This is a genomic window from Variovorax sp. 01N425 (assembly GCF_056399465.1).
In genome coordinates this window covers 302,645-326,606 of record NZ_JBFTRJ010000006.1, presented here as the reverse complement: position 1 = coordinate 326,606, position 23,962 = coordinate 302,645, and the positions used below count along the sequence as shown (strand labels likewise).

The window sequence follows — 23,962 nt, the reverse complement described above, 5'->3', positions numbered from 1 at the left end:
AAAAACACATGCGGCACCTGAAAGACCTCCCCGTATTGATCCTCGGCCTCGGTGCGTCCGGGCTGGCGATGGCGCGCTGGTGCGCGCGCCACGGCGCGGTCGTCACGGTGGCCGACACGCGCGAGGCGCCGGCGCTGCTTGCGACGCTGCGGGCGGAATGGCCCGAGGTGGCGTTCATCGGCGGGCCGTTCTCGGCCGCGCTGGTCGAAGGCACGCCGATCCGCGCGGTGTACCGCTCGCCGGGCCTGTCGCCCGCCACCATCGCACCGGTCGTCGATGCGGCGCGGGCCGTGGGGCTCGCGGTCGGCGGCGAACTGGATCTGTTTGCGCGCGCGCTGCTGGACCTGCGGACCGTCGAGGTGCCGGTGGCCGAGGCGGCGCCTGAAGTGCCGGAAGACGAGCCTGCGGTGGAGGTGCCGGCGGAGCCCGTCGCGGAACCCGATGCGCAAGGCGAATTGCCGCTCGCTGGTGAGCCGGCGGAAGCTGCGGACGCCGCGGCACCGGAAGAGCCGGCAACGCCCGAGATGCCGCAAGCGGCCGAGCCCGTGGCCGATGCCGCTGCCGATGCGGCAGAAGCCGAGCCCGCACCGCCCGCCGCGCAGGCCGAAGCCATGCCGCGCGACCCGTCGCTGAGCGTTCCCGCCGCGCCGCCGCCAGGCGACGAGCAACAGCCAGCGCAGGAGCAGGCGCCGGCAGCCGAGACGCAGGACGCCGCCGAACCGGCACCCGCGCCCGCGTCCGCGCCTGCCACCGTGTCTCGCTTGCCGACCCCCGGCCAGCCCTACGTCCCCACGGCCGCCAGGGAGGCCGCCGAGTTCGTCGCCAAGATCGCCGAACTCTCCGCCACCAACCCGGCCTCCGCCGCAGTCGAGGAAGAAGACACGCCGCAGCTCAAGCTCGTGCCGATCGAGGAGCCGCCGGCGCCCAGGGGCTACACGCCCGCGGTGCTCGCCGTCACCGGCACCAACGGCAAGACTACCGTCACCGCGCTCACCGGCCAGCTGGTCGAGCGCGCGGGCAAGAGCGTGGCCGTGGCCGGCAACATCGGCCCGACGCTGCTCGACACCCTGGCCGCACACATCGATGCCGAGACGCTGCCCGATGTCTGGGTGCTCGAGCTCTCGAGCTTCCAGCTCGACGGCGTGCAGGGCTTCGAGCCGACTGCCGCCACCGTGCTCAACCTCACGCAGGACCATCTCGACTGGCATGGGGACATGCAGGCGTATGCATCGGCCAAGGCGCGCATCTTCGGCACGCAGGGCCTCATGGTGCTCAACCGCGACGACCCTGGCGTGATGGCCATGCTGCCCGCGCCCGTCAAGGTGAAGCTGCAGCGCCCGCAGGTCCGCGCCCATGTCACCTTCGGCGCGTCGATGCCGCTGCGTCCGGGCGACTACGGCATCGAGCGCGTCAACGGCATGGCCTGGCTGGTGCGCGCACTCGAGGCCGACGAAACGCAGAAGCGCAAGCGCGGCGCAGTGGTCGAGGAAGAAATCTTCCTGCAGCGCCTGCTGCCCGCCGACGTGCTGCGCATCCGCGGCCGCCACAACGCGATGAACGCGCTGGCGGCGCTCGCGCTGGCCAGCGCCGCCGGCTGCCCGCTCGGGCCGATGCTCTACGGCCTGCGCGAATACCGCGGCGAGCCGCACCGCGTGGAGCCAATCGCCATCGTCGATGAGGTCGAGTACTTCGACGACAGCAAGGGCACCAACGTCGGCGCAACGGTCGCCGCGCTCAACGGCCTGGGCGAAGACCGCCGCGTGGTTGTGATCCTCGGCGGCGAGGGCAAGGGCCAGGACTTCGAACCGCTGGCCGCGCCCGTCGCGCAGTACGCGCGCGCCGTGGTGCTGATCGGCCGCGATGCGCCGCTGATCGAGCAGGCGCTGGCCGCCACCGGCGCCTCGCTGATGCATGCGGGCTCGATGCAGGAGGCCGTCAAGCTGGCCGCCGCGCGCGCCAACCCCGGCGATGCCGTGCTGCTGTCGCCGGCCTGTGCGAGCTTCGACATGTTCAAGGACTACGAGCACCGCGCGGCCGTGTTCCGCGAGGCCGTGCAGGCGCTCGAGGACGAGCCTCGCATGGCCGGCCCGTCGTCGAACGATGCCGATTTTTCTTCGGGAGGTCCGGCTTGAACACCACGGCCGCAGGCGCCACGCCCAACGCGAAGACCAGCCGTTTCGGCGGCTGGTTCAGCCGCGCGCGCAGCGGCATCGACTCGCTGCCCGTGCACCTGCCGGTGCGGCTGGGCGGCGCCGGTGTCACGCAGACCAAGGCCGCGCCGATGCGCGTGCTCGGCTTCGACCAGGCGCTGGTCTGGGTCACGGTCGCGCTGCTCACCTGGGGCCTGGTGATGGTGTATTCGGCCTCCATCGCGCTGCCGGACAACCCGCGCTTCGCGCGTGCGGGCTACAGCGCATCTTTCTTCCTCACGCGGCATGCGGCCTCGGTGGTGTTCGCGTTCATTGCGGCGCTGCTGGCCTTCCAGATTCCCATGAAGACCTGGGAGCGCGCCGCGCCCTGGCTCTTCGTGGCCTCGCTGCTGCTGCTGGTGGCGGTGCTCATTCCGCACATCGGCATCAACGTCAACGGCGCGCGGCGCTGGCTGCCGCTGGGCTTCATGCGCTTCCAGCCGTCCGAGCTTGCCAAGCTCGCGATGGTGCTCTATGCCGCCAGCTACATGGTGCGCAAGATGGAGATCAAGGAGCGCTTCTTCCGCGCCGTGCTGCCGATGGGCGTGGCGGTGGTGGTGGTGGGCATGCTGGTGATGGCCGAGCCCGACATGGGCGCGTTCATGGTGATTGCCGTGATCGCCATGGGCATCCTGTTCCTGGGCGGCGTGAACGCACGCATGTTCTTCGTGATCGCGGCGCTGGTGGTGGTGGCCTTCGGCACCATCGTCGCCTCCAGCTCGTGGCGACGCGAGCGCATCTTCGCGTACCTCGATCCGTGGAGCGAGGAGCATGCGCTGGGCAAGGGCTACCAGCTGTCGCACTCGCTGATCGCCATCGGGCGCGGCGAGATCTTCGGCGTCGGGCTGGGCGGCAGCGTCGAGAAGCTGCACTGGCTGCCCGAGGCGCACACCGACTTCCTGCTCGCGGTGATCGGCGAGGAGTTCGGCCTGGTCGGCGTGTTGCTGATCATCGGCCTGTTCCTCTGGCTCACGCGCCGCATCATGCACATCGGCCGCCAGGCGATTGCGCTGGACCGCGTGTTCTCGGGCCTCGTGGCGCAGGGCGTGGGCGTGTGGATCGGCTTCCAGGCCTTCATCAACATGGGCGTGAACCTCGGCGCGCTGCCGACCAAGGGGCTCACCTTGCCGCTGATGAGCTTCGGCGGCTCGGCCATCCTGATGAACCTGGTGGCGCTGGCGGTGGTGCTGCGTATCGACTACGAGAATCGTGTGTTGATGCGGGGAGGCCGCATATGACCGGGCGCACCGCACTCGTCATGGCCGGCGGCACCGGCGGCCACATCTTTCCGGGGCTCGCGGTGGCCGAGGCGCTGCGCGAGCGCGGCTGGCGCGTGCACTGGCTGGGCGCGCCCGGCAGCATGGAAGAAAAGCTCGTGCCGCCGCGCGGCTTCGCCTTCGAGCCGGTGCAGTTCGGCGGCGTGCGCGGCAAGGGGCCGCTCACGCTGTTCCTGCTGCCGCTGCGGCTCCTGCGCGCGTTCTGGCAGAGCATCGGCGTGGTGCGCCGCGTGCAGCCCAACGTCGTCGTGGGCCTGGGCGGCTACATCACCTTTCCGGGCGGAATGATGAGCGTGCTGCTCAACAAGCCGCTGGTGCTGCATGAGCAGAACTCGGTGGCCGGCCTTGCCAACAAGGTGCTGGCGGGTGTGGCCGACCGCGTGTTCACGGCTTTCCCCAATGTGCTGAAGAAGGCGCAGTGGGTAGGTAATCCGCTGCGCGCGGCGTTCACCTCGCAGCCCGAACCGGCCGTGCGCTTCGCCGGCCGCAGCGGGCCGCTGCGTCTGCTGGTGGTTGGCGGCAGCCTGGGCGCCAAGGCACTCAACGCCGTGGTGCCGCAGGCGCTGGCGCGTATTGCGCCGGCCGTGCGCCCGCAGGTGCTGCACCAGAGCGGCGCCAAACAGATCGACGAACTGCGCGCCAACTACGCGGCAGCCGGCGTCGAGGGCGAACTCACGCCCTTCATCGAAGACACCGCGCAGGCCTACGCCGACGCCGACATCATCGTCGCGCGCGCCGGGGCCAGCACCGTAACAGAAATCGCGGCCGTCGGCGCAGCAGCGCTGTTCGTGCCTTTTCCCTCGGCGGTCGACGACCACCAGACCACCAACGCGCGCTTCCTCGTCGACGCGGGCGGCGGCTGGCTGGTGCAGCAGGCCGACCTCACTCCTGAATTGCTGGCTGATTTGCTACAGAAAACCGAGCGCACCGCGCTGATCGACAAGGCCGCCAAGGCCAAAACCATGCAGAAGACCGAAGCAGTGGAAGCGGTCGTCCGCGCCTGCGAGGAGCTTGCCAGATGAAGCACGCGATTCGTCACATCCATTTCGTGGGCATCGGCGGCTCGGGCATGAGCGGCATCGCCGAAGTGCTGTTCAACCTGGGCTACCGCATCACCGGCTCCGACCTGGCCGACAGCGCCACCTTGCGCCGGCTTGCCGGCCTGGGCATCGGTACCTTCGTGGGCCACGCCGCCGCGCACATCGACGGCGCGGATGCGGTGGTCACTTCCACCGCGGTGCAGTCGGACAACCCCGAGGTGCTGGCCGCGCGCGAGAAGCGCATTCCGGTGGTGCCGCGCGCGCTGATGCTGGCCGAGCTGATGCGCCTCAAGCAGGGCATCGCGATTGCGGGCACGCACGGCAAGACCACCACCACCAGCCTGATGGCGAGCGTGCTCGATGCGGCCGGGCTCGACCCGACCTTCGTGATCGGCGGGCGCCTGAACAGTGCCGGCGCCAATGCGCAGCTCGGCAGCGGCGACTACATCGTGGTGGAGGCCGACGAGTCGGACGCCTCGTTCCTGAACCTGCTGCCCGTCATGGCGGTGGTCACGAACATCGACGCCGACCACATGGAAACCTACGGGCACGACTTCGCGAAGCTCAAGAAGGCTTTCGTCGACTTCCTGCACCGCATGCCGTTCTATGGCGTGGCCATCCTGTGCACCGACGATCCGGCGGTGCGCGACATCGTGGCCGAAGTCACCTGCCCGGTGACGAGCTACGGCTTTGGCGAAGAGGCCCAGGTGCGCGCGATCGACGTGCGCGCAGTGGGCGGCCAGATGCACTTCACCGCGCAGCGGCGCAACGGCGTCACGCTGCCCGACCTGCCGATCGTGCTGAACCTGCCGGGCGAGCACAACGTGCGCAATGCGCTCTCGGTGATCGCGGTGGCGGTGGAACTCGGCATTCCCGACGAAGCGGTGCAGCGCGGCCTGGCCGGCTTCAAGGGCGTGGGCCGCCGCTTCCAGAGCTATGGCGAGGTGGCCGCGCAGGGCGAGCCGGCCGGCAGCTTCACCGTGATCGACGACTACGGCCACCACCCGGTCGAGATGGCCGCAACCATTGCCGCCGCACGCGGCGCGTTTCCGGGGCGACGGCTGGTGCTGGCCTTCCAGCCGCACCGCTACACCCGCACGCGCGACTGCTTCGAGGACTTCGTCAAGGTCATCGGCAATGCCGACGCGGTGCTGCTGGGCGAGGTCTATGCCGCGGGCGAGCCGCCCATCGTGGCGGCGGACGGCCGCACGCTGGCGCGCGCCCTGCGCGTGGCCGGCAAGGTGGAGCCGGTGTTCGTCGACGACATCGGCGCCATGCCGCAGGCCATCCTGGACAACGCGCGCGCCGGCGACGTGGTGCTTTGCATGGGCGCCGGCTCCATCGGCGCCGTGCCGGGCAAGGTGGTTGAAATTGCAGCCGCGGCATCGCTGCCGCAACAAACAACGCGCACCAGGCGCAAGGGGGAGGCATCATGAGCCTTCAGGATCCAAAGCAGTTCGGCAAGGTGGCCGTGCTGTTCGGCGGAAGCTCCGCCGAGCGCGAAATCTCGCTCCTGTCCGGCAACGGCGTGCTCGAGGCGCTGCGCTCGCGCGGCGTCGATGCGCATGCCTTCGATCCCGCCGAGCGCGACCTCGTCGAGCTGCGGCGCGAGGGCTTCGCGCGCTGCTTCATCGCGCTGCATGGCCGGCATGGCGAGGACGGCACGGTGCAGGGCGCGCTCGAGCTGCTCGGCATTCCCTATACCGGCTCGGGCGTGATGGCTTCGAGCGTGGCCATGGACAAGGTCATGACCAAGCGCATCTGGCAGGCCGACGGCCTGCCGACGCCCCGGTACGTGCGCCTGGCGTTCGACCAGCAAAGCCGCGAGCAGGTCCGCGCCGTGCCCGACGTTCTGGGCCTGCCGCTGATCGTGAAGCCGCCGCGCGAGGGCTCGTCGATCGGCGTGACCAAGGTCGAGGGCTATTCGCAGATGCAGGACGCGGTGACGCTGTCGGCCAGGTACGACGCCGACGTGCTGTGCGAGGAATTCATCGAAGGCGAGGAAGTGACTTGCGCCGTGCTCGGCCAGGGGCTCGACGCGCGCGCGCTGCCGGTGGTGCGCATTGCCGCACCCGAAGGCGCCTACGACTACCAGAACAAGTATTTCACCGACGACGTGAAGTACCACTGCCCGAGCGGGCTGCCCGAAGCCGAGGAGCACGAGATCCAGCGCATCACGCTGGCCGCGTACCACACGCTCGGCTGCCGCGGCTGGGGCCGCGCCGACGTGATGATCCGCGCGAGCGACCGCAAGCCCTTCCTGCTCGAGATGAACACCTCGCCCGGCATGACCAGCCATTCGCTGGTGCCCATGTCGGCGCGCGCATCGGGCATTGCCTACGAAGACCTGTGCCTGCGCGTGCTGGCCTCGGCTTCGCTGGATGCCGCGGGGGGAGCGCAATAGCCATGGCCGACAGCATTCCCGTGCCCTTCGACGTCAAGCTCATGAACATCGTCTCGAACCTGGCGTTCGTGGTGGTGGCGCTCATGCTGCTGGCGGCAGGCGCATGGTGGGTGCTGCGCCAGCCGTTCTTTCCCATCGGCGGCATCAAGGTCGACGGCGACGTGACGCACAACAACGCCGTGACGCTGCGCGCCAACGTCGCGCCGCAGCTCGCGGGCAACTTCTTCACCGTCGACCTGGCGCGTGCGCGGACGGCCTTCGAGTCGGTGCCGTGGGTGCGCAAGGCGGTGGTGCGGCGCGAGTTCCCGAACAAGCTGCGCGTGACGCTGACCGAGCAGGTGCCGGTGGCCAACTGGGGCGACGAGGCCGGCTCGAAGCTGATCAACGGCTTCGGCGAGGTGTTCGAAGCCAACGTGGCCGAGGTCGACGACCGGCTGCCGCGGCTCGACGGTCCGATCGAGCAGGCCGGGCAGGTGCTTGGCATGTACCGCGTGATTGCGCCGCTGTTCCCGCCCTACGACTTCAGCGTGGAAGAACTCACGCTGTCGAGCCGGGGCAGCTGGAAGGCGGTGCTGGACACCGGCGCCGAGATCGAGCTGGGCCGCGGCCAGGCCGAGGAAGTGACGGCCCGCACCCAGCGTTTCCTGAAGACCGTGACCCAGGTCGCGGGCCAATACCGTCGCACCGCGGCGGACGTCGAGGGGGCCGACCTGCGGCACAACGACGCCTATGCGCTGCGTCTTCGCGGCGTCACCACGGTCGTTGCCGACCCCAAGACCAAGAAGAAATAGATAGCGAATACCGAGGACATTCAATGCCCAAAGAATACAAAGACCTGGTTGTCGGACTCGACATCGGAACCGCCAAGGTGATGGTGGTCGTCGCCGAGGTGCTGCCCGGCGGCGAACTCAAGCTCGCGGGGCTCGGCATCGCGCCGAGCAACGGCCTCAAGCGCGGCGTGGTGGTGAACATCGACGCCACGGTGCAGAGCATCCAGCAGGCCTTGAAGGAGGCCGAGCTGATGGCCGACTGCAAGATCAGCCGCGTCTACACCGGCATCACCGGCAGCCACATCCGCGGCATCAATTCGAGCGGCATGGTGGCGGTGAAGGACAAGGAAGTCACGCCCGCCGACGTGGCCCGCGTGGTGGAGACCGCGCGCGCCATCAACATCTCGAGCGACCAGCGCCTGTTGCTGGTGGAGCCGCAGGAGTTCGTGATCGACGGCCAGGACGTGAAGGAGCCGATCGGCATGAGCGGCATGCGGCTGGAGGCCAAGGTGCACATCGTGACCGGCGCCCAGAGCGCGGCCGAGAACATCATCAAGTGCGTGCGCCGCTGCGGCCTCGAAGTTGACCAGCTGATGCTCAACCCGCTGGCCTCGAGCCAGGCGGTGCTGACCGAGGACGAGCGCGAGCTCGGCGTGGTGCTGGTGGACATCGGCGCGGGCACCACCGACGTGGCCATCTTCACCAACGGCGCGATCCGCCACACGGCGGTGATCCCGATCGCGGGCGACCTCATCACCAGCGACATCGCGATGGCGCTGCGCACGCCCACCAAGGACGCCGAAGACATCAAGGTCGAGAACGGCTACGCCAAGCAGCTCCTGGCCGATCCCGACACGCAGGTGGAAGTGCCCGGCCTGGGCGACCGCGGCCCGCGCATGCTGAGCAAGCAGGCGCTGGCCGGCGTGATCGAGCCGCGCATCGAGGAGATCTTCTCGCTGGTGCAGCAGGTGGTGCGCGAGTCGGGCTACGAAGAAGTGCTCTCTTCGGGCGTGGTGCTCACGGGCGGCAGCGCCGTGATGCCCGGCATGGTCGAGCTCGGCGAGGACATCTTCCTGAAGCCGGTGCGCCGCGGCATTCCGAAGTATTCGAGCGCGCTCTCCGACATGGTGGCGCAGCCGCGCGCGGCCACCGTGATGGGCCTGCTCGAGGAAGCGCGCTTCGCACGCATGCGCGGCTTCAAGGTGGCGCAGAAGAACGGGTCCGTAAAGACTGCGTTCGGACGTTTCAAGGACTTCATCGTGGGGAACTTCTGACCATGAACCACTCCCCACTCTGGCTCGCACGCGGCGGTCCGCCCTTGCATTTCAACGAGCGATGGCGGCGCACGGGTCCACCGCCGCGACGACAGCTTCGTTGAACTCGTCGAGAACCAGAAAAATTCATAGATACACAACGGCAACTGCAAATTCAAGGAGTTAGAAATGACCATCGAAATGATCGAAGTCGAAGAATTCAACCAGGGCACCCAGATCAAGGTGATCGGAGTCGGCGGCGGCGGCGGCAATGCCGTCGCGCACATGATGGAGCGTGGCGTGCAGGGCGTGCAGTTCGTCTGCGCCAACACCGACGCGCAGGCACTGCAGCGCAGCAACGCGCACAAGATCATCCAGCTGGGCACCAGCGGCCTCGGCGCGGGCAGCAAGCCCGACAAGGGCCGTGACGCGGCCGAAGCCGCGGTGGACGACATCCGCGCCGCCATCGACGGCGCGCACATGCTCTTCATCACGGCCGGCATGGGCGGCGGCACCGGCACCGGCGCGGCACCCGTGATTGCGCGCGTGGCCAAGGAAATGGGCATCCTCACCGTGGGCGTGGTGACCAAGCCCTTCGACTGGGAAGGCGGTCGCCGCATGACCAACGCCGACGCCGGCCTGGCCGAGCTCGAGGCCAACGTCGACTCGCTGATCGTGGTGCTCAATGAGAAGCTGCTCGACGTGCTGGGCGAGGACATCACACAGGACGAAGCTTTCGCGCACGCCAACGACGTGCTCAAGAACGCCGTCGGCGGCATCTCGGAAATCATCAACGAGTACGGCGGCGTGAACGTCGACTTCGAAGACGTGCGCACCGTGATGGGCGAGCCCGGCAAGGCCATGATGGGCACGGCGGCCGCTGCAGGCCCGGACCGCGCGCGCATCGCCGCCGAGCAGGCCGTGGCCTGCCCGCTGCTCGAAGGCATCGACCTCTCGGGCGCCAAGGGCGTGCTGGTGCTGGTGACCGCATCGAAGGGCTCGCTGAAGCTGAACGAGTCGAAGCTCGCGATGAACACCATCCGCGCTTATGCCTCGCCCGATGCGCACGTGATCTACGGCGCGGCCTACGACGAGAGCCTGGGCGACCAGATGCGCGTGACGGTGGTCGCCACCGGTCTCTCGCGCGCCGATGCGCGCCGCCAGGCCCCCACGCTCGAAGTGATCCGCACCGGCACCGACAACATCCCGTTCAACGTGCCCACGCTCGGCGCCGGCCATGCGGGCCACGCCGGCCACGGCGGCGGCAACCAGCCGAACTACGACGGCATGGCCGTTCCCAGCGTGTGGCGCACCAACCGCACCATGGCCGCGGCCAAGGTGGACGCGCTGTCGTCGGGCGGCATGGACGACTTCGAGATCCCGGCATTCCTGCGCCGTCAAGCCGATTGACGGCAGGGCAACCGAACGCAGAGGGCACGAAGGTTCGCAAGGGGTGCGGGGAAGACCTGAAAGGGACTTCTGCCGGCTCTAGGCGCTGCGTTCGCTTCGTGCCCCTTGCGTCCATCGCCGGCCGGTGGGCATAGAACCCATGTCTATCGCTGCCATAGCGAGGGGAATAGGGCGGCATGGCCGCCGCGCGCCTAAAATCTTCGGCGTGCTGCAACAACGAACCCTCAAGTCGATCAGCCGCGCCGTGGGCGTGGGGCTTCACAGCGGACAGCGCGTGGAGCTGACGCTGCGCCCCGCACCGGTGGACACCGGCATCGTGTTCCGGCGCGTCGACCTGCCCGAGCCGGTCGACATCCGCATGACCGCCGAAGCGGTGACCGACACGCGCCTGGCCTCCACCGTCTCGACCGGCGGCGCCAAGGTGCAGACGGTCGAGCACCTGATGTCGGCCTGCGCGGGCCTGGGCATCGACAACCTCTACATCGACATCACGGCCGACGAAGTGCCGATCCTCGACGGGTCGGCCTCGTCCTTCGTGTTCCTGCTGCAAAGCGCGGGCATCGAGCTGCAGAAGGCGCCGCGCCGCTTCATCCGCGTGACGCGCAAGGTCGAGGTGCGCGAGGGCGAGGGCGCCAACGAGAAGTGGGCGAGCCTGGAGCCCTACCACGGCTACAAGCTGAGCTTCGAGATCGACTTCGACCACCGCGTGGTCAATTCCACCGGCCAGCGCGTGGAGTTCGACCTCGGCACCGATTCCTACAGCCGCGACATCGCACGCGCGCGCACCTTCGGCTTCACCAAGGAAGTCGAATACATGCGCAGCAAGGGCCTCGCGCTCGGCGGCGGCCTGGACAACGCCATCGTGATGGACGACACCAAGGTGCTCAATGCCGGGGGCCTGCGCTACGACGACGAGTTCGTGAAGCACAAGATCCTCGACGCCATGGGCGACCTGTACATCATCGGCAAGCCGCTGCTCGCGGCCTACACCGCATTCCGCTCAGGCCACGCGCTCAACAACAAGCTGCTGCGCGAACTGCTGGCCCACAGCGATGCCTACGAGGTCGTCACCTTCGAAGACGAAAAGCGCGCACCGCGCGGCTTCGGCGAAGTGGCGCGGGCCTGGTAGGCCGCGTTCGGCAATGCTTCTCTTCCGCTGGGCCATCCTGCTGCTCCTGCTGGTGGCGGGCGTGTCGTTCGCGTTCTATGCGGGAACGGGCCAGGCCAAGTACCGGAGCTTCGGCTGGATCGTGCTCAAGTGGACGCTGCTCGCGGCCTTCGGCTTTTTTGCGGTGCTGATCGCCGAACGCGTGGTGTAGCTTTATTCCTCCCGCATTCGCATGTCCGGAAACGGCATGCCGGACGGAGGCGGCGGGCGCACGATGGCGCCATGAACACACACCCTGAACATTCCACGAGGAATCCGTTCGGCGTGCAGGACGCGCCGGACCCGGACGGTCCCGACGTGGACGCATTCGCCGACAGCATCGAACTGGGCGGCGGCGCCGACGACCCGAACGCGCAACGCTGGGGTACGGTCACCGAAGAGCTTCCCGACTCGATCGCGGGCGCGTGGTCGAGCCGATGGAACGGCGGCGCGGACCCGGCCATGCCAGGCGACACCGCACAGGACTGGAAGGAAGGCAAGGCGATGGCCAAGGTGGCCGGCGGCCGCTTCTACCTGCTGTTCGACTGGAACGGCGGCAAGCGCCAGGCCCTGCTCGACGTCCGGTACATCGGGCCCGACACACTGGTCGGCCGCTACATCAACCTGGGCAGCCCGGAGATCACGCGGCCCTGGGTCGGCCGGATCGTCGACAACCGGCGGATCGACGGACGCTGGACGAACGGGCGGCTGGATTTTCGAAGATAGTCCGCGGCCTCGTCAGTCGGCCGCCAGCCCCTGCAACGCCTGCACCTGCTGCGCCAGCAGCGGCCCCTTGCGGTGCGCGGGCACCAGCAGCATGAGCGTGTCGCCCAGTGCCTTCGGCCTTCCCCAGGGCGCATGCAGCCTGCCTTGCGCGAGCAGCGGCGCCACCAGCCGTTCGCGGCCCATGAGCACGCCTTCGCCGTCGAGCGCCGCCTGCAGCGCGAGGCTGTAGAGCGAGAAGTCGGGGCCGGCGGCCAGTGCATCGGCCTCGGCCGCGCTGGTGCCGGGGCGCGCGGCCTGCAGCCAGCGCGTCCAGTCGTCGTGCCACACGGTGTCGTGCAATCCGCCGCAGCGCGCCAGCACATCGACGAGGTCGTCGAGCGCGCGCGGGCGGCCGCTCGGCAGCGCCTGCTGCAGGCGCGGGCTGCACACCGGCACGAGCCGGTCGCGTGCGAGCACCATGCCCTGCGCGCCAACGGCGGTTTCGATGCGATCGCCGGCGCGTGCATAGAACAGGCCGAGGTCGAAGGGTTCGCGGCGGAAATTCGGCGGCTGCTCGAGCGCCGTCACGGACACCTGCACGTCGGGCAGCGCCGCCTTCAGCCGCGAAAGCCGCGGCGACAGCCACAGCTGCGCCATCGCCGGCAGGGCCGCCACCTGCAGCGTGCTGCGGCGCGCGGCGGTCTGCGTCTCGTGACGCAGCGCCTGCACTGCGAGGCCGAGCTGGTCGACCGCGGCGCTGAGCGCGGGCAGCGCGCGCCGTCCATGCGCGCTGAGGCGGATGCCCTGGCTATGGCGCTCGAACAGCGCACCGCCGGCCCAGGTCTCCAGCGCCTTGATCTGCTGCGCGACGGCGGCCGGCGTGACGAACAGCTCTTCGGCCGCGCGCGCGAAGCTGCCGTGGCGTGCCGCGGCCTCGAAGGCGCGGACGGCCGTGTGCGGGGGCAGGCGAGGGCGGGGTGGTGCGAGCGGCACGCGATGTGTGGAGCCCCAGTTTTTCTAGGGCTCGGGCCCAGATTATCCGTGTTGCCCGCACGGATGGCGCAGGCGACCATGCGGCCACCTGCCACTTCCAGCGAGATCCGCCGCATGCCTGCCGCCCTCCAACGCCGCTCCTGGGTTCCCGCCGCCAGCGAAGACCATGTGCTCGCGATCGCCGCCGATGCCGCTGCGCGCGATGCGCTGGGCATCGCCGCCGAGATCGAAAGGCTCGCCGACGACAACCACCGCATCCACGACCGCGAGGGCCTGAACCTCAACCCCGCCACCAACGTGATGAACCCGGCCGCCGAGGCGCTGCTGTCGCGCGGCCTGGGATCGCGGGCATCGCTCGGCTACCCGGGGGACAAGTACGAGGTGGGGCTGGAGGCCATCGAGCGCATCGAGGTCATCGCGGCCGAGCTGGCCGCCGAGGTGTTCGGCTCGAAGTTCGCCGAAGTGCGCGTGAGCTCCGGTGCGCTGTCGAACCTCTATGTGTTCATGGCGACCTGCCGGCCCGGCGACACGATCATTGCGCCGCCGCCGGCCATCGGCGGCCACGTCACGCACCATGCGGCCGGCGCGGCCGGGCTCTATGGATTGAAGACGGTACCCGCCCCGGTCGATGCCGACGGCTACACGGTCGACGTGGCCGCGCTCGCCAGGCTCGCACGCGAGGTGAAGCCGAAGCTCATCACCATCGGCGGCAGCCTGAATCTTTTTCCGCACCCGGTGCCTGCGATCCGCGAGGTCGCGGACAGCGTGGGCGCCAAACTGCTGTTCGACGCTGCGCACCTCTCGGGCATGGTGGCCGGCAAAGCCTGGCCGCAGCCGCTCGAGGAGGGCGCGCATGCGATCACCATGAGCACCTACAAGAGCCTCGGCGGACCGGCCGGCGGGCTGATCGTGTCGAACGATGCGGCGCTGATGGAGCGCATCGACGCCATTGCCTATCCCGGCCTCACGGCCAACTCCGATGCGGGCCGCACCGCGGCGCTGGCGCGCGGACTGCTCGACTGGAAGGTGCACGGCAGGGCCTACGCCGCGGCAATGCGCGAGACCGCGCAGGCGCTGGCACGCGCGCTCGATGCCGAGGGCTTGCCGGTGTTCGCGAAGGCGCGCGGCTTCACGCAGTCGCACCAGTTCGCGCTCGAGGCCGCGCACTGGGGCGGTGGGCAGCGCGCCGGGAAGAAACTGGCCGAGGGCGGCTTGCTGGCCTGCGGCATCGGCCTGCCGATCGCGCCGGTCGAAGGAGACATCAACGGCCTGCGCCTGGGCGTGCCGGAGATCGTGCGGCTGGGCTTCACGCCCGACGACATGCCGCAGCTTGCCTCGTGGATCGCGCGTGCGCTGGAGGGCGGCGGCGCATCGGTGGTGGCGGCCGAGGTGCGCGAGCACCGCACGCGGCTCGGCGGCCTGCGCTACATCGTGCGCTGAGTCAGCGCGAGCGTCCCTGCCGGTAGGTGCCGGCGTGCGTCTTCGACAGCTCGGCCGCCTCGGCCAGCCGCGCCATCGACCGGCCGACCTGCGCATGCGTGATGGCAATGCCCAGCGCGTCGGCGGCATCGGCGCCCGGCAGGCCCGGCAGGTCGAGCAGGCGCTTCACCATTTCCTGCACCTGCGCCTTGGCGGCCTGGCCGTGGCCCGCCACTGCCTTCTTCATCTGCAGCGCGGTGTATTCGGCCACGCTGAGATTGCTGTTGACCAGCGAGGTCACGCAGGCGCCGCGCGCCTGGCCCAGCAGCAGCGTCGACTGCGGATTGACGTTGACGAAGATGATCTCGACCGCCGAGGCATCGGGCTGGTAGCGCGCAGCGATTTCCGCGATGCCGTCGAACAGCACCTTGAGCCGCGCCGGCAGGTTGCCGCTGCCAAGGTGGCGCGTGCTGATGGTGCCGCTGGCCACGTAGCGCAGTGCATGGCCGTCCGAATCGACCACGCCGAAGCCGGTGGTCAGGAGGCCGGGATCGATGCCGAGAATGCGCATGTCAGAGGTTGAAGTACCAGCGGATCGAGTGAAAGAAGATCGGCGCCGCGAAGCACAGCGCATCGACGCGGTCGAGCAGGCCGTTGGCGCCGGTGACGCCCACGCCTTTCTTGCCCCAGTTGGGAATGCCGCGGTCGCGCTTGAGCGCCTTCATCACCAGGTGGCCCATGGAGCCCGCGATGCAGGCGATGACGGACACCGCCAGGGCCTGGCCGAACCTGAAGGGCGTGATGAACGAGAACAGCGCGCCCACGAGGCTGGCCACCCCGATGCCGATGCCCCAGCTGGTCCAGTTGAAGCTGCGGCTCACGTTGGGCGCGAAGGGCTTGCGCTGGGTGCGGCGCGAGATCACGTGCTGCACCAGCACCGAGGTCTGCACCACGAACACCAGGAAGAACACGAGAAAGGCGCTCTTGCCTTCGTAGCCCGGAAAGCTCAGCAGCAGCAGCGCGGGCACATGGCTCATGCCGTAGACGCAGACCATGATGCCCCACTGGAGCTTGGCGTTGCGCTCGAGAAAGTGGCTCGGGTCGTCGGCCAGCGCGCTCGCGACCGGGATCGCGAGGAAGACGTAGACCGGAATGAACACGGTGAACAGGTCGAAGCGCGCGGTGGCGACGAGCCAGAACTGGATCGGCAGCACGACGAAGAAGGCCAGGATCAGGCTGCGGTGGTCGCCGCGCCGCGTGGGCGAGAGCGTGATGAACTCGCGCAGCGCGAAGAAGGCGATGAGCGCGAACAGCACGGTGGCGACGGTCTCGCCCAGTGCCCAGCCGATCCAGAACACGATCACCATGAACCAGGTGGTGCCCAGCAGCTTGCGGTAGTGCGCAAGCTCGGCCTGCCAGGCGGCGTCGTGCACGGGGTTGCGCCGTTCCCTGAAGCTCAGCAGGAAGGCGGTGGTGCTCACGATCACGAGCAGGCCGAAGACGATGAGGAACAGGGCCGCGACCTGCTGGGTCGGGGTGAGGCTGCGCAGGAACTGGTTCATGTCAGTTTTCCTCCGCGCTGTTGTTGTTGGTGCTTGCGTTGCAGGCGCTCTTGTTCGGGGCGCGTGCACAGGCCACCGGGTACTCCCCTCCGCGAATGTCCCCCGGCCTGCGGCCTCCTCCTTTTATTTCGCTGCGGGGAGCACCCGATGCCCTGTGCACCTGGGCACGCTGTCGGTTCGCGGCTGATCAACCACCGCCCTGAACGGCAGGCCCTAAACACAACGCGGCACAAAGAAAGGCGAGGTTTCATTTCAGACATCGCGCAATGCAATCACCGCGGCACGGGCGCGATCGAGGAACGGCCGGCGCTCTTCGCCTTCCTCGACGCGGATCGGCGCGCCGAAGGTGACGGAGCACAGGATCGGCACCGGCACGATCTCGCCCTTGGGCATCACGCGCTGCACGTTGTCGATCCATGCCGGCACCAGCACCACCTCGGGAAACATCGTCGCGAGCGTGTAGAGGCCCGACTTGAACTTCTGCGGCTCTCCCGTGTGGCCGCGCGTGCCTTCGGGAAAGATGATGATCGAGTCGCCGCTGCGCAGTGCCTCGACCAGCGGCGCCAGCGGGTCGGAGGCGGGCGTGGGCGGCTCCGGCTCGACGGCTGGCGGTGCGACGGGCGGCGCGGCCGGTGGTGGCGGTGGCGGCGGAGCGGGAAGGTCGAGCCGGCCTTGCACTTCGTCGAAGGCTTCGGGGGTGATGTCGACGACAGGCGGTGCCATGGGCGCCAGCGGCAGCAGGGGCTCCATCGAGGGTTCGATGCGCTCGGGCTGCGGCGCGGTGGCGGCAGCTCGCACGGGCGGCGGGGGCGCTTCGGGTTCCGCCGGCGCTGCGGCAGGCGCGGCCGTCGCCGTCGCCGCGCGCTCCACATACACCGCGTTGAACACCTCGGTCGTGATCCAGCGCTTGACGGGCGTATTGGCCCAGTAGTCGCGCGCCGCAATCGGCCGCGTGATGCTGCGCAGTTCCTCGGGCAGGGCCGCCCAGATCATCACGAGGTCGGCGTGGCTCTGGTGGTTGGCGAAATAGATGCGCTGCTCGGCCTTTGGCGGGCAGCCGTACCAGCGCGCCTGGGCGCCGGTGAGCAACCGGACGATTCCCAACAACAACCAACCTGTGAGCTTTGCCAGCATGGGCGCGATGATACGGGGCATGCGATGGCGTTTCGATCCTCTTTCCCTGGTGTGGGCGGTGGCCCTGTTCCTTGTTCTCGTGCTGCTGGCCACTGTCGGCGCGCGCTGGGGCTGGCTGCGGAGCTTTTTCGGCGACGTGCTGGCCGTGGCGTGGGTCTACCTCGTCTTCAAGGCCTTCATCGCCGCGCGCCTGCTGCCACTGGCGCTGGCCGCGCTCGGCGTGGGCCTGGCGGTCGAATTGGGGCAGTTCCTGGCCTCGGCCTGGCACCTGCACATTCCGAACCGCGCGCTGCGCATCGTGCTCGGCAGCACGGCCGACGGGTGGGACGTGCTGGCCTATGCGATCGGCTTCGCAGCCGTGCTGGCCATGGAAGCGCTGCGCGAAGCCCTCAGGGCAGTTCGGCCGACGGCATCCGCGCCACGATCGTCGAGGCCCGTCCGCTGAGGTAGGACGAGCCGGTGCGGCGCTCGAAGAACTTGGGGCTCGGCAGCATCACGGCAAGGCGCGCGGCTTCGGCGGCGCTCAGGCGCGAGGCGGGCTTCCTGAAGTAGTACTGGGCCGCCGCCTCGGCGCCGAACACGCCTTCGCCCCATTCGACGTTGTTGAGGTAGATCTCGAGGATGCGCCGCTTGTCGAGCAGCACCTCGAGCGCCATCGCGAGCGCCAGTTCCTGGCCCTTGCGCAGCAGCGTGCGCTCGCCGGAGAGCAGCAGGTTCTTCGCAAGCTGCTGCGTGATGGTGGAGCCGCCGCGCAGCTGGACCGGCCGCACCGGTTTGCCGCGTGCGATGGCGCGAGCCGCACGCCGGGCCGCGAGTTCCTCGGCCTTGGCATTGCGCTGGCGCGCCCGCTCGATGGCTTCCCATTCCACGCCGTTGTGGTCGATGAAGTCGGCGTCTTCGCTCGCGATGACGGCGCGCTTGAGGTTGTCGCTGATCTGCGCGTAGGGCACCCATTCCTGGCGCCAGGCACCCTTGCGGCCCTGGTGGATGGCGATCTGCCAGGCTTCGCTGCGCTGGAACGCGGTGCTCTGCGGATCGATCACCGCCATGGCCGCGATGCGCCCCACGAAGAAAAGCTCCAGTGCCACGCCCGCCACCAGCAGGCAGGCCACCAGCCGCAGCAGCCGCTTCATCGGCCGGCGGCGAGCGAGGCGCGCAATTCGGCCAGCACCTGCGCGCCGGGCGGGCGCACGCCGCGCCAGATCTCGAAGGCCTCGGCCGCCTGTTCGACCAGCATGCCGAGCCCGTCGCGCGGCACCGCGCCGTGCGCTTCGGCCCAGGCCATGAAGCCGGCGGCCGCGGGGCCGTACATCAGGTCGACCGCGAGCGAGCCGGGGCGCAGCACCTGCGCGCGCACCGGCACCGCATCGCCCGCGAGGCTGGAGGCCGTGGCATTGACCACCACGTCGAAATTGCCGGACACTTCGTCGAGCGCCCAGGCTTCGAGTACCGCGCCGTGGCGCAGCGCCAATGCCGCATGGCGCTGCACCAGCGCCATGGCCTTGCCGACCGTGCGGTTGGCCACCACGATGCGCGCGGCGCCGGCGTCCAGCAGCGGCCCGAGCACGCCCGCCGCGGCGCCGCCCGCGCCGATCAGCAGCAGCTCGCGGCCCGCCAGCGGCACGGCGGCGTTGCGCACGATGTCGTTGACCAGCCCGATGCCGTCGGTGTTGTCGGCGTGGATGCTGCCGTCGGCTTCGAAGCGCAGCGTGTTCACCGCCTGCGCAAGCACGGCGCGCTCGCTGGTGTGCTGCGCGAGCGCAGCGGCGTCGAACTTGAAGGGCACGGTCACGTTGCAGCCGCGCGCCGTGTCGCCGCGCTCGGCGGCTTCGCGGCGGAAGGCGGCCACGCCTTCGGCAAAGGCGCCGACCGGAACGAGCCGGCGGCTGTAGTCCATCTGCTGGCCGCAGAGTTCGGCAAACCGGGCATGGATGCGCGGCGAGCGGCTGTGCTCGACCGGGTTGCCCATTACGCAGTACAGGTCCATGGCGCGTGGATTCGCTGTTGTCTATTGGGAGGAGAGCTCGATGGTCTCGTCGCGCGTGAACTTGAAGCGCGACTGCAGCACGATCTGGTCGGTCTCTTTTCGCATCGCATCGGTGAATTTGCCGAAGCTGCCGATGCTGTGCACGATGGCCTTGGCGCGGCGGTCGAGCACGACGTCGCCCGAGCTTTCGTCGACCACGGTGTCGAGGATCTTGCCGTCGTGGTTGATGGTGATCGTCATCTTGAGCTCGCCGTAGAGCTTCTTGCCGGCCGCCGTGGGGAAGTTCTCGGTGCCCCGCACTTCGATGCGCCGGCGCAGCGTGTCCACGTAGATGGCGTAGGCCGCCTCGCGCGTGGAAGGGCTCAGGTAGCGCTTCTTGGGGCGCGCGTTCTCTTCGTTCACGCGGCGCTCGATCTCGGCCAGCAGCTCCACCATCTGGCGGCGCTTTTCCTCGCGGGCCACGGCCTCCTTCGGGTCGCCCGAGGCGCGCGGGTCCGGCGCGGGCATGGCGGCCAGCTCGCGCTTGAGCTGCGCGAGCAGCTGCATCTGCTGGGCCTGCATGGCCTCGACCTGGCGCCGGGCCTCCTCGATCGAGTCGCCGACGGCGGTGAAGCTCGACGGCGGCAGCGGGCTGGTGGCGCGGCCGCGTTCGAGGTCGCCGCCGCCCGCGAGCGAGGTCTGGGCCATCACGCGGGCCCTGGCGTCGGGCTTGTCGTTGGTCTTGCTGTTGACCAGGATCACCTCGAGCGGTGTTTCGCTGAAGACCCGGTTGAATGATTCGGGATCGACGAAGCGCACCGCAAGAAGTGCGGCATGCGCGATGACCGACACGCCGAGTGCGATCTGCAGCGTGCTCAGATCCCTGAAGTTCATGGACGACGCTCCTTGGCGCGCATGGAGTGGCCGGTGCTCATGCCGGCGTGTTTTCCGGGGCCGCCTCGCTGTCGCTGAGGTCGACTGCAATGGCGATGGGGCCGGCGACTTCTTCCACTTCCTCGTCGCCGCCTTCCTCCTCGGCCGCGGCATCGGCCTTGGGCGCATCGAGGCGCTCGAGCACGGTGCCGTGCACGTCGAGCGCGATCTCGTCGATCTCGCCGAGCTTCACGCGCAGGCGCGCGCCGCGCTCCTGCTGGCCCGCCACCGGGAACACCAGCGGCAGGGTGTCCGCGCGCACCAGGGCACCGTTCGGAATGTCCTTGATGACGGTCGCCTCGAGCTCGGTGATGCCTTGCTGCTCCAGGTACTTGAGCGTCCAGAAGCGTTCCATGCCGCCCTGGTAGGCGTTGTAGGTTGCGTAGGCAGCATCGAAGCCCGAGAGAATGGAGAACAGGTCCGCATCCTTGGGCTTGAACGGCGCGGCCAGCGCGGCGGTCTTGCCGTGGCGCGCGGCGGCAATGATCTGCCACTGGTTCACGAGGTCGGTGTAGCGGCGCAGCGGCGAGGTGCTCCAGGCATAGCTCTTCACGCCCAGGCCCGCATGCGGCAAGGCCCGCGTGCCCATGCGCACCTTGATGCCGGGCGCCAGGCTGGCCTGGCTGCGGTAGAGCCCGGGCACGCCGAGTTCGCCGAGCCAGCCGCCCCAGCTGCTGTTGGCCAGGATCATGGCCTCGGACACGATCAGGTCGAGCGGTGCGCCGCGCTGGCGCGTGGTGATCTGCACCTGTTCGCTGCCGTTCGGTTCGCCGTCGTTGCCCACGAGGCGAAAGTTGTAGTCGGGCCGGTTGAAGTTCTCGGGCTTGCCGCGCACCACTTCGCGCTGGGCCTTCAGCTGCTTGGCGAGGCGGAACAGGAACGAGAGCGGCGCGCGCAGCTTCGCAGCGGCTTCGGGCGTGTTCTCGCTCGTGAACGAGGCGTCTTCGAGCCAGGGCTGCGTGACCACGGCGTCGAGCTGGTCGTGCCGCAGGTTGGCCACGATCGGCACGCGTTCGAGCTTCGTCTCGGTCGACTGCAGCTCGAGCGTGGTCTCGTCGAAGCGCGCGTAGAGCGACACCGCCGGCCGGTCGCCGCCTTCTAGCAGCGTGTAGGTGCTCACGACTTCGTCGGGCAGCATGGTGATCTTGTGGCCCGGCATGTAGACCGTGGACATGCGCGCGCGCGCCACCTGGTCGATGGCGCTGCCCGGGGTCAGCGCCAGGCCGGGCGCGGCAATGTGGATGCCGACCGTGACGGTGCCGCTGCCAAGGCCCTGCACCGACAGCGCGTCGTCGATTTCGGTGGTCTGCGAGTCGTCGATCGAGAACGCCTGCACGCCTTCGGCCAGCGGCAGGTCGTCCACGATGGGCGGCGCGGCGAGCGCCGGGAAGCCCGTGCCCTTGGGAAAATTCTCGAACAGGAAGCGCCGCCAGTGGAACTGGTAGGGCGAGTCGATGGCGCCGGCGCGTTCCAGCAGTTCGAGCGGCGGGCGCTGGGTGGCGCGCGCGGCGTCGACCACGGCCTTGTATTCGGGCGCGTTCTTGTCGGGCTTGAACAGGATCTTGTAGAGCTGCTCGCGGATCGGCTGCGGGCAGATGCCCTCGGCCAGCTGGGCGGCCCATTCGACGATCTGCGCCTGCACCACTTTCTTCTTCTCGATGGCGGCCAGCGCCTGCTGCAGGATCTCGGCCGGTGCCTTCTTGAAGCGCCCCTTGCCCGCGCGGCGGAAGTAGTGCGGCGCCTCGAACAGCGCGAACAGCGCCGCGGCCTGCTGCGCGAGCGTGGGCTTGTCGCTGAAATAGTCGGATGCGAGATCGGCAAAGCCGAATTCGCCCTCCGGCGCGAATTCCCAGGCCAGGTCGAGGTCCATCGTGGCCGCGAGCGCGCGCGCCTCGACGATCAGCTCGGCCGGGGCCGGCTTCTCGAAACGCAGAACGATGTTGGCGCCCTTGACCTTGACGCGCTTGCCGGTGTCGAGCTCGACCTGCGCCGATGCTTCGGCCTCCGACAGCACGCGGCCGCCGAGGTACTTGCCGGCTTCTTCAAACAATACAAACATGCCCGGATTGTCCCAGACTTGGGGACGCGCACGGGCCTGGCCGCTGCGCGATGCCTGCCGGGCCTCAGACGGGATTGATGAACGCGATCACGTCGTCGAGGTGGTTTTCCTCGAAATCGGACAGAGCATGGTCGCCGCCCTCGATCAGCTTGATGTTGCTGTCGGGATAGCGCGCCGAGGTTTCGTGCCAGTCGAGCGCTTCGTCGCCCTTGGCGATGATGGCCAGCACGCGCTCGGGGCGGGTGAGTGCGCCGACCTCCATGGTGCGCAACTCCTGGATGTATTCGGGCTTGAAATAGAAGTGCTCGGCCGGGTCGTGCCAGGCGGTCTGGTCGCCGATGTAGCGCGCCAGGTCGCGCGCCGGATGCACCGCCGGATTCAGCAGCACGGTGCGGCAGCGCGTCATGCCGGCCACGTAGGTGGCATAGAAGCCGCCGAGCGAGGAGCCCACCACGGCCATCGACTTGCGCGGCCAGTCCGCGATGCCCTTCATCACCATGTCGATGGCTTCGCGCGGCGAGGGCGGCAGTTGCGGACACCACCACTGCAGGTCGGGGTGCTCCCGGGCCACGCGCGCTGCCATCAGCCGCGCCTTGGTGGAGCGGGGCGAGGAGCGGAATCCGTGCAGGTACAACAGGTGAGTGGTTTGCGGGTCCATGCGGGGCGGAGACTGGAAGTGGTGCGGTCTACACAGCTCCCTGGAAGGAGCCGGTTGATTTTGCATGAGGACCGTGCGCCCGACGCGGTCCTCGGCGCACGAGGCTTCGATATGAGGGCTTACTGCACGGAGGTGTTGGTTTGCCACAGGGTCCATGGACGATGCCAAGAAGCAAAAAGTATTCAACCGGAGCGCGCGACCGGACTCGCAAGTCAACGCGAGTTTCAACGGCCCGCGCCGGTGTCCGCATCCCATGAAAACGGGAGGTCCGCCGGCCCTTTTGCGTTGCGCCGAAGCTTATGCTCAAGCCCATGAACATCGAGGCAACGGACACCGGGAAGACGCACCGCTGGGGCGTGCTCGTGGTCGAGGACGACAGCCGCGCGCGCGCCTTCTTCGAGGCGAGCGTGCAGCGCAGCGCCAGCCTTTTCTGGCTCGGAAGCGCCGGCACGGTGCACGAGGCATTGGCGTGGATGGCCCAGGCCACCATCATTCCCGACGTGCTGCTGGTCGATCTCGGCATGCCCGACGGCAGCGGGCTCGACGTGATCCGCGAGGCCGTGGCGCGCTTTCCGGGTTGCGAGCCGCTGGTGATCTCGGTCTTCGGCGACGAGGAAAACGTGCTGGCCAGCATCGAGGCCGGCGCCGTCGGCTACATCCACAAGGACGCCGCGCCGGAAGACATTGCGCAGACCATCGTCGAGATGAAGGCCGGCGCCTCGCCGATCTCGCCCATGATCGCGCGGCGCGTGCTGGCCAAGTACCGCAGCCTGCAGCTGGCCGGAACGCTCGCCGCCGCGCCGCCCGAGGCGGCCCTCGGCAACACCACCACGGCGCCCAGCCTGCTGTCCGCGCGCGAGCACGAGGTGCTGACCTTGATCGCGCGCGGTTTTTCCTATGCCGAGATCGCACGCCTCAAGGGCCTGAGCGTGCATACGGTGCAGACGCACATCAAGAATCTCTACGGCAAGCTGGCCGTGCACTCCAAGAGCGAGGCCGTGTTCGAGGCCACGCGCCTCGGCCTGCTGTCCCATCCGGGGTGA

General features: G+C 69.0%; 23 protein-coding genes. 14 read left to right on the top strand and 9 right to left on the bottom strand.

Going from position 1 to position 23,962, the window contains the following annotated elements:
• Positions 1-8: 8 nt before the first annotated feature.
• The 11 genes from murD (at position 9) to AC1DSC_RS13360 (ending at position 12,216) form a co-directional block, all read left to right on the top strand.
• Complete coding sequence (gene murD, locus AC1DSC_RS13410) at positions 9-2,132, top strand: UDP-N-acetylmuramoyl-L-alanine--D-glutamate ligase (RefSeq protein WP_012746067.1); 2,124 nt, start codon at positions 9-11, stop codon at positions 2,130-2,132.
• Positions 2,129-3,427 carry a putative lipid II flippase FtsW gene (gene ftsW, locus AC1DSC_RS13405; protein ID WP_012746068.1) on the top strand — a complete coding sequence of 433 codons (1,299 nt, stop codon included), beginning with the start codon at positions 2,129-2,131 and terminating at the stop codon, positions 3,425-3,427. Before murD ends, ftsW begins: the two co-directional genes overlap by 4 nt.
• Entirely contained in the window at positions 3,424-4,488 is a 1,065-nt protein-coding gene (gene murG / locus AC1DSC_RS13400; RefSeq protein ID WP_018903637.1) for an undecaprenyldiphospho-muramoylpentapeptide beta-N-acetylglucosaminyltransferase, read from the top strand. Before ftsW ends, murG begins: the two co-directional genes overlap by 4 nt.
• Positions 4,485-5,942, top strand: a complete 1,458-nt coding sequence (murC, locus tag AC1DSC_RS13395) for a UDP-N-acetylmuramate--L-alanine ligase (protein WP_436287286.1) — start codon at positions 4,485-4,487, stop codon at positions 5,940-5,942. Before murG ends, murC begins: the two co-directional genes overlap by 4 nt.
• The gene (locus tag AC1DSC_RS13390; RefSeq protein ID WP_012746071.1) at positions 5,939-6,910 is read left to right on the top strand and encodes a D-alanine--D-alanine ligase; all 972 of its coding nucleotides are present in this window, start codon (positions 5,939-5,941) and stop codon (positions 6,908-6,910) included. Before murC ends, AC1DSC_RS13390 begins: the two co-directional genes overlap by 4 nt.
• Positions 6,911-6,912: 2 nt before the next feature.
• A complete protein-coding gene (locus AC1DSC_RS13385) occupies positions 6,913-7,701 on the top strand; it encodes a cell division protein FtsQ/DivIB (RefSeq protein ID WP_012746072.1) in 789 nt (262 codons plus the stop codon).
• A gap of 23 nt (positions 7,702-7,724) precedes the next feature.
• Positions 7,725-8,954: a cell division protein FtsA gene (gene ftsA / locus AC1DSC_RS13380; RefSeq protein ID WP_007832444.1), complete on the top strand. Its 1,230-nt coding sequence runs from the start codon at positions 7,725-7,727 to the stop codon at positions 8,952-8,954.
• Positions 8,955-9,122: 168 nt separating this feature from the next.
• Positions 9,123-10,343, top strand: coding sequence for a cell division protein FtsZ (gene ftsZ / locus AC1DSC_RS13375; protein WP_012746073.1), 1,221 nt, complete (start codon positions 9,123-9,125; stop codon positions 10,341-10,343).
• Between the two features lie 205 nt (positions 10,344-10,548).
• The gene (gene lpxC, locus AC1DSC_RS13370; protein ID WP_012746074.1) at positions 10,549-11,472 is read left to right on the top strand and encodes a UDP-3-O-acyl-N-acetylglucosamine deacetylase; all 924 of its coding nucleotides are present in this window, start codon (positions 10,549-10,551) and stop codon (positions 11,470-11,472) included.
• Positions 11,473-11,485: 13 nt separating this feature from the next.
• Positions 11,486-11,662 (top strand): hypothetical protein, encoded by a 177-nt coding sequence (locus AC1DSC_RS13365; RefSeq protein WP_018903635.1) that lies wholly within the window; start codon positions 11,486-11,488, stop codon positions 11,660-11,662.
• A gap of 71 nt (positions 11,663-11,733) precedes the next feature.
• Positions 11,734-12,216, top strand: a complete 483-nt coding sequence (locus AC1DSC_RS13360; protein ID WP_026283872.1) for a hypothetical protein — start codon at positions 11,734-11,736, stop codon at positions 12,214-12,216.
• A 12-nt stretch (positions 12,217-12,228) separates the two neighbouring features.
• Here the strand turns inward: AC1DSC_RS13360 and AC1DSC_RS13355 are convergent, their stop codons facing one another.
• Complete coding sequence (locus AC1DSC_RS13355; protein WP_018903633.1) at positions 12,229-13,188, bottom strand: LysR family transcriptional regulator; 960 nt, start codon at positions 13,186-13,188, stop codon at positions 12,229-12,231.
• Positions 13,189-13,302: 114 nt separating this feature from the next.
• Between AC1DSC_RS13355 and AC1DSC_RS13350 the strand changes: the two genes are divergently transcribed.
• On the top strand, positions 13,303-14,628 hold the full coding sequence (locus tag AC1DSC_RS13350; protein ID WP_026283871.1) for a serine hydroxymethyltransferase: 1,326 nt from the start codon (positions 13,303-13,305) through the stop codon (positions 14,626-14,628).
• A gap of 1 nt (position 14,629) precedes the next feature.
• Here AC1DSC_RS13350 and ruvC read toward each other — a convergent pair whose 3' ends face one another.
• From ruvC to AC1DSC_RS13335, 3 genes are all read right to left on the bottom strand, one after another.
• The gene (gene ruvC / locus AC1DSC_RS13345) at positions 14,630-15,178 is read right to left on the bottom strand and encodes a crossover junction endodeoxyribonuclease RuvC (RefSeq protein ID WP_018903631.1); all 549 of its coding nucleotides are present in this window, start codon (positions 15,176-15,178) and stop codon (positions 14,630-14,632) included.
• Position 15,179: 1 nt separating this feature from the next.
• Complete coding sequence (locus tag AC1DSC_RS13340) at positions 15,180-16,169, bottom strand: phosphatidate cytidylyltransferase (RefSeq protein ID WP_018903630.1); 990 nt, start codon at positions 16,167-16,169, stop codon at positions 15,180-15,182.
• Between the two features lie 252 nt (positions 16,170-16,421).
• Complete coding sequence (locus AC1DSC_RS13335) at positions 16,422-17,303, bottom strand: 1-acyl-sn-glycerol-3-phosphate acyltransferase (RefSeq protein WP_026283870.1); 882 nt, start codon at positions 17,301-17,303, stop codon at positions 16,422-16,424.
• 7 nt (positions 17,304-17,310) lie between these two features.
• Between AC1DSC_RS13335 and AC1DSC_RS13330 the strand changes: the two genes are divergently transcribed.
• Positions 17,311-17,748: a ribosomal maturation YjgA family protein gene (locus AC1DSC_RS13330; RefSeq protein WP_038106777.1), complete on the top strand. Its 438-nt coding sequence runs from the start codon at positions 17,311-17,313 to the stop codon at positions 17,746-17,748.
• On the opposite strand, the gene AC1DSC_RS13325 is transcribed toward AC1DSC_RS13330, so the two are convergent.
• The 5 genes from AC1DSC_RS13325 to AC1DSC_RS13305 form a co-directional block, all read right to left on the bottom strand.
• The gene (locus AC1DSC_RS13325; RefSeq protein WP_012746083.1) at positions 17,693-18,436 is read right to left on the bottom strand and encodes a transglycosylase domain-containing protein; all 744 of its coding nucleotides are present in this window, start codon (positions 18,434-18,436) and stop codon (positions 17,693-17,695) included. The genes AC1DSC_RS13330 and AC1DSC_RS13325 overlap by 56 nt on opposite strands.
• Complete coding sequence (aroE, locus tag AC1DSC_RS13320) at positions 18,433-19,290, bottom strand: shikimate dehydrogenase (protein WP_012746084.1); 858 nt, start codon at positions 19,288-19,290, stop codon at positions 18,433-18,435. Before aroE ends, AC1DSC_RS13325 begins: the two co-directional genes overlap by 4 nt.
• A 21-nt stretch (positions 19,291-19,311) precedes the next feature.
• Positions 19,312-20,163 (bottom strand): energy transducer TonB, encoded by an 852-nt coding sequence (locus AC1DSC_RS13315; protein WP_012746085.1) that lies wholly within the window; start codon positions 20,161-20,163, stop codon positions 19,312-19,314.
• A 37-nt stretch (positions 20,164-20,200) separates the two neighbouring features.
• On the bottom strand, positions 20,201-22,261 hold the full coding sequence (locus AC1DSC_RS13310; RefSeq protein WP_012746086.1) for a ribonuclease catalytic domain-containing protein: 2,061 nt from the start codon (positions 22,259-22,261) through the stop codon (positions 20,201-20,203).
• A 64-nt stretch (positions 22,262-22,325) separates the two neighbouring features.
• Entirely contained in the window at positions 22,326-22,919 is a 594-nt protein-coding gene (locus AC1DSC_RS13305; protein WP_012746087.1) for a YqiA/YcfP family alpha/beta fold hydrolase, read from the bottom strand.
• Between the two features lie 299 nt (positions 22,920-23,218).
• Between AC1DSC_RS13305 and AC1DSC_RS13300 the strand changes: the two genes are divergently transcribed.
• Positions 23,219-23,962 (top strand): response regulator transcription factor, encoded by a 744-nt coding sequence (locus tag AC1DSC_RS13300; protein WP_012746088.1) that lies wholly within the window; start codon positions 23,219-23,221, stop codon positions 23,960-23,962.